At 67.5% G+C, this 8,112-nt stretch carries 8 protein-coding genes; 4 read left to right on the top strand and 4 right to left on the bottom strand.

The window, feature by feature from the left end; translation table 11 throughout:
* Positions 1-222: 222 nt before the first annotated feature.
* Entirely contained in the window at positions 223-861 is a 639-nt protein-coding gene (locus AB0395_RS15805) for a Uma2 family endonuclease (RefSeq protein WP_366281088.1), read from the bottom strand.
* A 171-nt stretch (positions 862-1,032) separates the two neighbouring features.
* Positions 1,033-2,376, bottom strand: a complete 1,344-nt coding sequence (locus AB0395_RS15800) for an NAD(P)/FAD-dependent oxidoreductase (protein WP_366281086.1) — start codon at positions 2,374-2,376, stop codon at positions 1,033-1,035.
* A 117-nt stretch (positions 2,377-2,493) separates the two neighbouring features.
* Here AB0395_RS15800 and AB0395_RS15795 point away from each other — a divergent pair, with 117 nt between their 5' ends.
* The 4 genes from AB0395_RS15795 to AB0395_RS15780 all read left to right on the top strand — a co-directional run bounded on the left by AB0395_RS15795 (position 2,494) and on the right by AB0395_RS15780 (position 6,146).
* Complete coding sequence (locus AB0395_RS15795; RefSeq protein ID WP_366281085.1) at positions 2,494-3,021, top strand: MarR family transcriptional regulator; 528 nt, start codon at positions 2,494-2,496, stop codon at positions 3,019-3,021.
* A gap of 184 nt (positions 3,022-3,205) precedes the next feature.
* Entirely contained in the window at positions 3,206-3,517 is a 312-nt protein-coding gene (gene groES, locus AB0395_RS15790; RefSeq protein ID WP_184712660.1) for a co-chaperone GroES, read from the top strand.
* A gap of 89 nt (positions 3,518-3,606) precedes the next feature.
* On the top strand, positions 3,607-5,232 hold the full coding sequence (groL, locus tag AB0395_RS15785; RefSeq protein WP_366281083.1) for a chaperonin GroEL: 1,626 nt from the start codon (positions 3,607-3,609) through the stop codon (positions 5,230-5,232).
* A gap of 275 nt (positions 5,233-5,507) precedes the next feature.
* A complete protein-coding gene (locus AB0395_RS15780; RefSeq protein ID WP_366281161.1) occupies positions 5,508-6,146 on the top strand; it encodes a sigma-70 family RNA polymerase sigma factor in 639 nt (212 codons plus the stop codon).
* 255 nt (positions 6,147-6,401) lie between these two features.
* On the opposite strand, the gene AB0395_RS15775 is transcribed toward AB0395_RS15780, so the two are convergent.
* Complete coding sequence (locus AB0395_RS15775) at positions 6,402-6,779, bottom strand: DUF5319 family protein (RefSeq protein ID WP_366281081.1); 378 nt, start codon at positions 6,777-6,779, stop codon at positions 6,402-6,404.
* A gap of 130 nt (positions 6,780-6,909) precedes the next feature.
* On the bottom strand, positions 6,910-7,908 hold the full coding sequence (locus AB0395_RS15770) for a helix-turn-helix transcriptional regulator (RefSeq protein WP_366281080.1): 999 nt from the start codon (positions 7,906-7,908) through the stop codon (positions 6,910-6,912).
* Positions 7,909-8,112 lie beyond the last annotated feature (204 nt).

The raw sequence follows: 8,112 nt of genomic DNA, 5'->3' as shown, positions 1-8,112 counted from the left end.
TCGCGGGTGGAGAGGTCGCGATGTCCGTCGAGAATGAGGCGACGCTCCCGGTCGCACCCGTGCCGGAATACCCGGAACGGCACGGAATGATCGCGGGTGGAGAGGTCGCGATGTCCGTCGAGAATGAGGCGACGCTCCCGGTCGCACCCGTGCCGGAATACCCGGAACGGCACGGAATGATCGCGGTGGGCGAGGAGCCGTGGAGGTCTCTTTCTCCTCCCGTCAGTCGGGAAGCTCGGTGAGGTCGATGTCGATGGGGAACGGCTCGGTGAGCTTGAGACGGCCGTGGTGGATGCCGGTGATCGTGTAGGAGTGGCTGACAGGGTCGAGTTCGTAGATGTAGACGACCGGCTCGTTGGCGTTGTTCTCCACCAGCCAGAAGTGCGGGATGCCCGCCGTGGCGTAGCGCTTCGGCTTCACCTCATGGTCGCGGAACTCGGATTCGGGTGAGACGACCTCTATGACGAGTTGCACCTCGTCGGGGTTGTAGGCGGTGCGGGACCTGTCTTTCGCCACCTCGCTGTCGATCATCAGAACGTCCGGACACGGCCGTTGCCGTGGGCCGAGCACAAGGTCCATCTGCGTCACGGCCTTCAGGTGATCGGGCGCCTGTGCGTTGAGGCTGGTACGCAGGCCGTACAGGACGTACTCGTGAAAGCGCTTCTGGGGGGACATGAAGATTAGGGCTCCATCGACGAGTTCGACGTGCTTGAAGAAGTCCGGCTCGCCGTGTGGGCCTTCCTGGGGAAGCCGGTCGAGGTCGCCGGCCGTCCATCCGCCAGGCGGCGGATAGGGCCAGTTGGCGAGCGGGTCGCCGGCCTCGCGCAGCGTGCTCGTTTCCTCGCTCATCGTGCTGGTCACGTCGCCCACCGTAGTGTCTTTCCCGTCACCGTGTGTGGTCATCGGTTACGTTCTCCTCGGTGCTCGCTCGTCTCCCTCGTATGTTCCCCGAAGTCGTATGTTCCCCGAACCGGGGCCCGATGTCGCGGGAAAGCGCGGGAGTTCGTCCGGAACCGCGGGGCGGGGGCGGGGTCACGCGTCCGCCGCGCGGTAGGCCGTGAGGTCGTCGAGGAACTTCCTGCGCAGCGCGGGGATGTGGTTCGTCGCGCGGAAGAACGTCCGGTTCGCCGCCAGGACCGCGCGGCCGACGAAGGGCCTGTGCAGGGGGTCGGCGCCGTTGGTGCCGTTCTGGGCGAGGGAGTCGGCGACGCGGGCGAAGCCGTACGGGATCATCTCGGCCTCGTAGGCGCCGACGGCGTCGAGCAGCGATCTGGCGCCGTCGCGGACGGCGACGAGGTGCCTGCGCAGGAGCATCGCGTCGCGCAGGGCGGTGTTGGCGCCGACACCGTGGCCGGGCGTCATGGTGTGGACGGCGTCGCCGAGCAGGGTGACGTTGGTGCTCTTCCAGGGGGCGATCGGCACCGAGGTGCGGATGGCGATCGGGAAGCAGCTTCCGGGGTCGGCGGCCTCGAACAGCTCCCGCATGTCCGGGTGCCAGGTGGGCGTCATGTCCAGGACGACCCGCCTGAGCTCCTCGCCGCGCAGGTCCATCACATCGGGCGGGAACTTGTCGGCCGAGGCGGAGAAGCCCCAGTTGATGTAGTCGCGGGTGTTGTCGTACAGCAGACCGGGCCACCGCCCGATCAGCTCGGCGTCGTTGCCGCCGATGCCGTGTTTGACCGTGCCGTCGCGGTCCCACTTGAACTCCATGACGTGCCAGATGCAGAACTGGCCCTTCGGCGCGAAGGTCAGGGAGATCCCGTTGAAGACCTCGTCGGGTAGCAGCGCCCTGGTCCTCGGGGTCACCTCGACCTTGGCGGAGATCGCGATCACCCCGGTGTCCTTGACCTCCGCGTGCGGCAGGTACTGCTTGCGAACCCTGGAGCCGGTGCCGTCCGCGGCGACGAGCAGGTCGCCGGTCGCCGAGGTGCCGTCGGCGAAGAAGGCGGTTACGGTGCCGTCGCCGTTGCGCTCGTAGTGGGTGAAAGCCTTGCCGAAGTGCACGACGTCCTCCATCCCGGTGAGCAGCACCTGGCGCAGGGTCATCCTGGAGACGGAACGCTCGCTGTCGACGGGGTCGTGGTTTTCGGGCAGCGGGAAGGACGCGATCGTCTTGCGTCTCTCCGTCAGCACGTTGAGGTAGGCGGGCGCCCTCGCGCAGGTGGCGGTGTAGATGTCGAACAGCTCCTGCGGCAGGCACTCCTTCAGCGCGTGGTTGCCGGTCGGGTCGATGCCGACGCGGTAGCCGTACACGCCGTCGGCGCGGGTGCGGTGGCGCTCGTAGACGGCGACCGAGATCCCGGCGCGCCGCAGGCCGTGAGCCAGGCACATCCCGCCGGTGCCGGCGCCGATGACGATCACGTGCAGAGAGGACATGGGAGCTCCCGCTGGGAAGGGTTCACGGAGATCTCGCTGGTCGTGCTGTACGGATTCCTCGAACGTCTTGTATCTTGATGTTCGAGACATATTTAGCTTGATTGTGAAGAGACTTGAATGTCAAGGGAAAATTCTGGTGATTTCTGGACGGCGCGGGACGGGGGCGGCGGTGAGGAAGATCTCAGGGCCGTGCTGGGGGCGGAGGTCCAGGCGGGGCAGGCAGCCGTTGACGCCTTCGACGAGGCGGTCGCCGTCTGCCTCGGGGTGAACAGGACCGACCTGCGCTGCCTTGAGGTCCTGATCCGGCGCGAGGCCGTCACGCCGAGCGTTCTGGGGGGCGAGCTGGGACTCACGACGGGCAGCGTGACCGCGATGCTCGACCGTCTCGAGAGGGCGGGATATCTGACGCGCTCTCCCGATCCGGGGGACCGGCGCAAGGTCGTCGTGCGTGCCACGACGGAGACCCTGGAGCGGGCCGCGGAGCTTTACGGGCCCATCGTCGAGCAGGGAGGGCGCATGACCGCGGGCTACACCGACGCCGAGTTGCGGATCGTGCTGGACTTCCTGCGACGCTCCAGGGGGCTCTACGAGAGCGAAGTCGAACGCGTCAGGAGTCTGCCGGCCGCCCGGCGGCGAAGGGTTTGACGTTTCGCGTACGGCGCACAGGAGCGGTTCGTGTTGACTGTCAAGGCCTCCTTGCATACTGTTCCGTATTGGCACTCTCCCGGTGAGAGTGCCAGATACATGCGACGAGGCAGGTCTGACACCCGCGACGGCAGACCGCTGGTCGCCTCTTCTAGATCATTCAAATCTGAAGGGGAGGTCCGACGTGACGACCGCCACCAAGGTTCCCGTTAAGCCGCTCGGCGACCGCATTGTGGTCCAGCCGCTCGAGGCCGAGCAGACGACTGCTTCCGGTCTCGTCATCCCGGACACCGCCAAGGAGAAGCCGCAGGAGGGCAAGGTCCTCGCGGTTGGCCCCGGCAACTGGGACGAGGACGGCGACAAGCGCATCCCGCTCGACGTCAAGGAGGGCGACGTCGTCCTCTACAGCAAGTACGGCGGCACCGAGGTGAAGTACGGCGGCGAGGAGTACCTCGTGCTCTCCGCTCGCGACGTGCTCGCCATCATCGAGAAGTAATCCACGCTTCACAAAGATGACGCATCGAGCCCCGGGTCGCGAGAGCGCCCGGGGCTTTGTGCGCCGACGTACTTTCAGAGAGGACTAGCATGCCGAAGATCCTGGCGTTCGAAGAGGATGCCCGCCGCGCTCTTGAGCGTGGTGTCAACGCCCTCGCCGACGCGGTCAAGGTGACCCTCGGCCCGCGTGGCCGCAACGTCGTCATCGACAAGAAGTTCGGTGCCCCGACCATCACCAACGACGGTGTCACCATCGCCCGTGAGGTCGAGCTGGACAGGCCGTACGAGAACCTCGGCGCCCAGCTCGCCAAGGAAGTCGCGACCAAGACCAACGACGTCGCCGGTGACGGCACGACCACCGCGACCGTCCTCGCCCAGGCGATGGTCCGCGAGGGTCTGCGCAACGTCGCGGCGGGTGCCCAGCCGCTCTCCCTCAAGCGCGGCATCGACCTCGCCGCCAAGGCCGTCAGCGACAAGCTGATCGAGGCCGCCAGGCCGGTCGAGGACAAGAAGGAGATCGCCCACGTGGCGACGATCTCCGCGCAGGACGCCAAGATCGGCGACCTGATCGCCGAGGCGTTCGACAAGGTGGGCAAGGACGGTGTCATCACCGTCGAGGAGTCCAACACCATGGGCCTCGAGCTGGAGTTCACCGAGGGCCTCCAGTTCGACAAGGGCTACCTCTCGCCCTACATGGTGACCGACCAGGAGCGCATGGAGGCGGTCCTGGAGGACCCCTACATCCTGATCAACCAGAACAAGATCTCCTCGGTCGCGGACTTCCTGCCGCTGCTCGAGAAGGTCGCGCAGACCAAGAAGGCGCTGCTCGTCATCGCCGAGGACGTCGAGGGTGAGGCTCTCGCCGTCCTGGTCACCAACAAGATCCGCGGCACCTTCACCTCGGTCGCGGTCAAGGCCCCCGGCTTCGGTGACCGCCGCAAGGCCATGCTGCAGGACATCGCCATCCTCACCGGTGGCGAGGTCGTCAGCGAGGAGGTCGGCCTCAAGCTGGAGCACGTCGGCCTCGAGGTGCTCGGCACCGCCCGCCGCGTCGTGATCACCAAGGACAACACCACGATCGTGGACGGTGCCGGTGACGCGCAGGCGATCGCCGACCGCGTCAAGGAGATCAAGCTCGCCGTCGAGCAGTCCGACTCCGACTGGGACCGCGAGAAGCTCCAGGAGCGTCTGGCGAAGCTGTCCGGCGGCGTCTGCGTGCTGCGGGTCGGCGCGGCCACCGAGGTCGAGCTCAAGGAGAAGAAGCACCGTCTCGAGGACGCCATCTCTGCGACGCGCGCCGCGATCGAGGAGGGCATCGTCTCCGGCGGTGGCTCCGCGCTCATCCACGTCTCCAAGGTCCTGGACGACCTGGGCCTGTCCGGCGACGAGGCGACGGGTGTCTCCGTGGTCCGCAAGGCGCTCATCGAGCCCGCCCGCTGGATCGCGGAGAACGCCGGCCTCGAGGGCTACGTCGTGACCACCAAGGTCGCCGAGCTCCCCGTCGGCCAGGGCCTCAACGCCGCCACCGGTGAGTACGGCGACCTGGTCGCCCAGGGCGTCATCGACCCGGTCAAGGTCACCCGCTCGGCCGTCCAGAACGCGGCCTCCATCGCCGGCATGCTGCTGACGACCGAGGCTCTCGTGGTGGACAAGCCCGAGGAGGAGGCCCCGGCTGCCGCGGGCGGTCACGGCCACGGTCACGGCCACGGTCACTGATCTTCGTCGGCCCGCACGGCTCGCATCCCCACAGGGATGTGAGCCGTTTGCGTTTTCCGGTAAACCGAAACATGCCTCAAAGCGTCACGCCGAGATGTGCCCCATAGAGTAAACTTTCCCCTAACCAATGGCCGACATAATCGGCAATCCCATGAAATATTTCTTCATAGTCAAAGCCTTATTGTGGCCGAGTGATTACGCCCCGTTATCTCCTCCTCAATGTGACCAATCCGTAGCCGTTTGCCATGACGACAGGCTCGATCGGGGCGGGCATCATGCCTAACGTGACCGAGGGATGCGTCGCCGACGCCAAAAGTGGGGTAAGGCTTGCGACGAGATCTGAAGGGGTTGCCCACAGGGACGATCTCAAGGATCTGACAAGCCTCGCCGTTCAGGGAGATCGCACCGCGATCGAATCTCTGATCGCGCAGCTACGGCCAATGGTCGTCCGTTATTGCCGTGCCCGCCTTGGCCGGGTTTCCGGCCAGTACCACATCGCGGACGACGTGGCTCAGGAAGTGTGCATCGCGGTGCTGTCCGCACTGCCCCGCTACCGTGACATGGGACGCCCTTTCGCGTCCTTCGTCTTCGGTATCGCCTCTCACAAGGTGGCCGACGCGCTGCGCAGTTCGGTGCGCTCCGCCGTGCCCACCCAGGACCTTCCGGACGGTCCCGACGAGGGGCCAGGGCCGGAGGAGACCGTGGTGCGCTACATCGAGGCTGAGCACGCCCGCAGGCTGCTGTCCAGGCTCCCGGACAACCAGCGCGAGCTGCTCATGCTCCGCGTGGTTTCGGGATTGTCCGCCGAAGAGACGGGTAATGTGCTGGGCATGTCACCAGGCGCGGTTCGGGTCGCGCAGCACCGGGCGCTTGCCCGGCTGCGCGCGATGGCGGAGCTGGAGTCGATAGCTTGACCGCGGAGCAGTCGAGCCGGATCCAGCGGCGTCGTCAAGGAGTGCGGAGGGGGTCTCGCCGGACCGGTGAGACCCGTGGGCGGGTGTGCCCATGACGGCGGTCCACCCCCGGCGTCCGGCTCGGAGATACGGTCCTGAGGAGGATCGGGGCGTTTCCGAGACCGACAGCCTCGTTGAGACGCTCTCCCTGAGGAAGGCCGTTCCCTCCGCCGACGCCGCGGTCCGCCTGCTGTCCGCGCTGATCGACGACGTCGATCAGCGGTGTTCCTCGGTGTCGATTACCCCGTCGACGTAGCCCCTGGCGTACTCCCAGGTGACGTAGTTCGCCGGGTCGGGCTGATAGGCGGGCTCGTGGACCTGGGGCCTGCCGTTCTCGATCATCTGGCGCAGGTTGCCGCGCAGCAGCTCCCAGTCGAAGTAGTGCTGCTCCCCGCACTCGGGGCAGTCGAGGACCAGGCCGAGCACGCCCTGGGGCTCGAGAAGGGAGCGGAAGACCTCAACGTCGGCGAGGTCCGTCATCGCCTCGTCGCGTTCGGCAGAGGTCAGCGGCTGAGACGCCTCCGCCTCGCCCAGCGCCGCCGCCGGGTCGTCGGGGTCATCCGCGAACGGGTCGCGAGGGACATCGTCGAGCACGATCCCACCTTATGGCCTCGATGCGGCCAACAGACTCCGAACAGCACGAGCCGGTCGAGACACGCTCGCACGCGTGACCGGTGGCCGGAGACTACACGAGCCGGGCGTATCAGGCGAGGGTCCCGCGGCTCTACGCCAGCCAGCCGCGCCGAGCCGCCTCCGCGCCTGCCTGAAAGCGCGTCTGCGCGCCGAGTTCCGCCATGGCGTCGGCGAACCGGGCGCGCACCGTCCGCACCGAGATCCCCAGCTGCCGGGCGATCATCTCGTCGCAGACCCCCTGGGCGGCCAGCCGCAGCACCCGGGTCATCCCGTCGCACCGGTGCGCCCACGGCAGCGGCGCGGCGCGGACCCACAGCTCTTCGAAGAGCGAGCGCAGCGCGGCCACCACGACGGCCGCCCTGACCAGATGGAAGTTGTAGGCGTTCTCCGCGAGGGTGCCTCCCCACCGGGCGGGCATGCCCGCGGCCTCGGTGCCGGCGACCAGGAACCAGCTCGGCGCCGCGTCCAGGGTGCGGATCCGCGCCCCGGCCTTGTGGAACTGCCCCAGTTTCTCCCGCAGGGCGGGCATCTCCAGCGTGTGGACCGGGATGATGGTCCGGGAGGAGAGCAGTCCCGCGCGCTGGGCCCCGATCCACTGGTCGGCGTATCGGTGCGCGAAGTCGTTCATCGTCCGTCTGTCGGGGATAACCGAGAGCAGTTCGAGCGGCGGCGTCTGCATGGCCATGCCGATCACGCTCTCGTAGAGCTCGTCCGCCCCGCCGACCAGGTCGACCGCGAACTGGCCCGTCTGGTAATCGCGGCCCGCGTCGTACTGGTGGATGAGGTCGCGGATCGACCCGACCACGATGTCGATTCTGCGGCTCTCCGCGGCGAGCCGGTCGAGGCGGTCGGCGACCAGGTGGCCGAGGGCCGTGGCGGGGTGCCGGGCGAGGTACTCCCCGCCCTGCTCGTCGACCACGCCCAGCTTCACCAGCGTGGCCAGCTCGCGGCTCAGCGGCTCAGGGGAGCCGTCCGTCGCCTCGGCGAGCTCGGCGCAGGTGGCGCGGTGCAGGCGCAGCACCGCGTTGTACAGGGAGATCTGGGCCGAGGTGAAGCCCAGACTCTCAAGCGGCGGTGTGTCGGTACGCATCGGCGAGAGGCTCCTGAGATGACACGGCGTTCCGCGAGGATAACCTCCCGAATCGCCCCTGTCCGGGCGTTGTCTGTACTGGCCCGCCGAGGGTGCAACTTCGTGCAGTTGCACGTCCGCACATTGCGGGGTGAACGGAAGGTAACACAGACTTTACGCAGCGTCGGCAAGCGGCGCGGGTGTGGTGGCTGTTCGGACGCGGAG

Origin of the sequence: Streptosporangium sp. NPDC051023 (assembly GCF_040689595.1) — a bacterium.
Classification (GTDB): domain Bacteria; phylum Actinomycetota; class Actinomycetes; order Streptosporangiales; family Streptosporangiaceae; genus Streptosporangium.
Note: the sequence above shows the minus strand (reverse complement) of the source record. Positions and strands in the feature narration are given on the sequence as shown.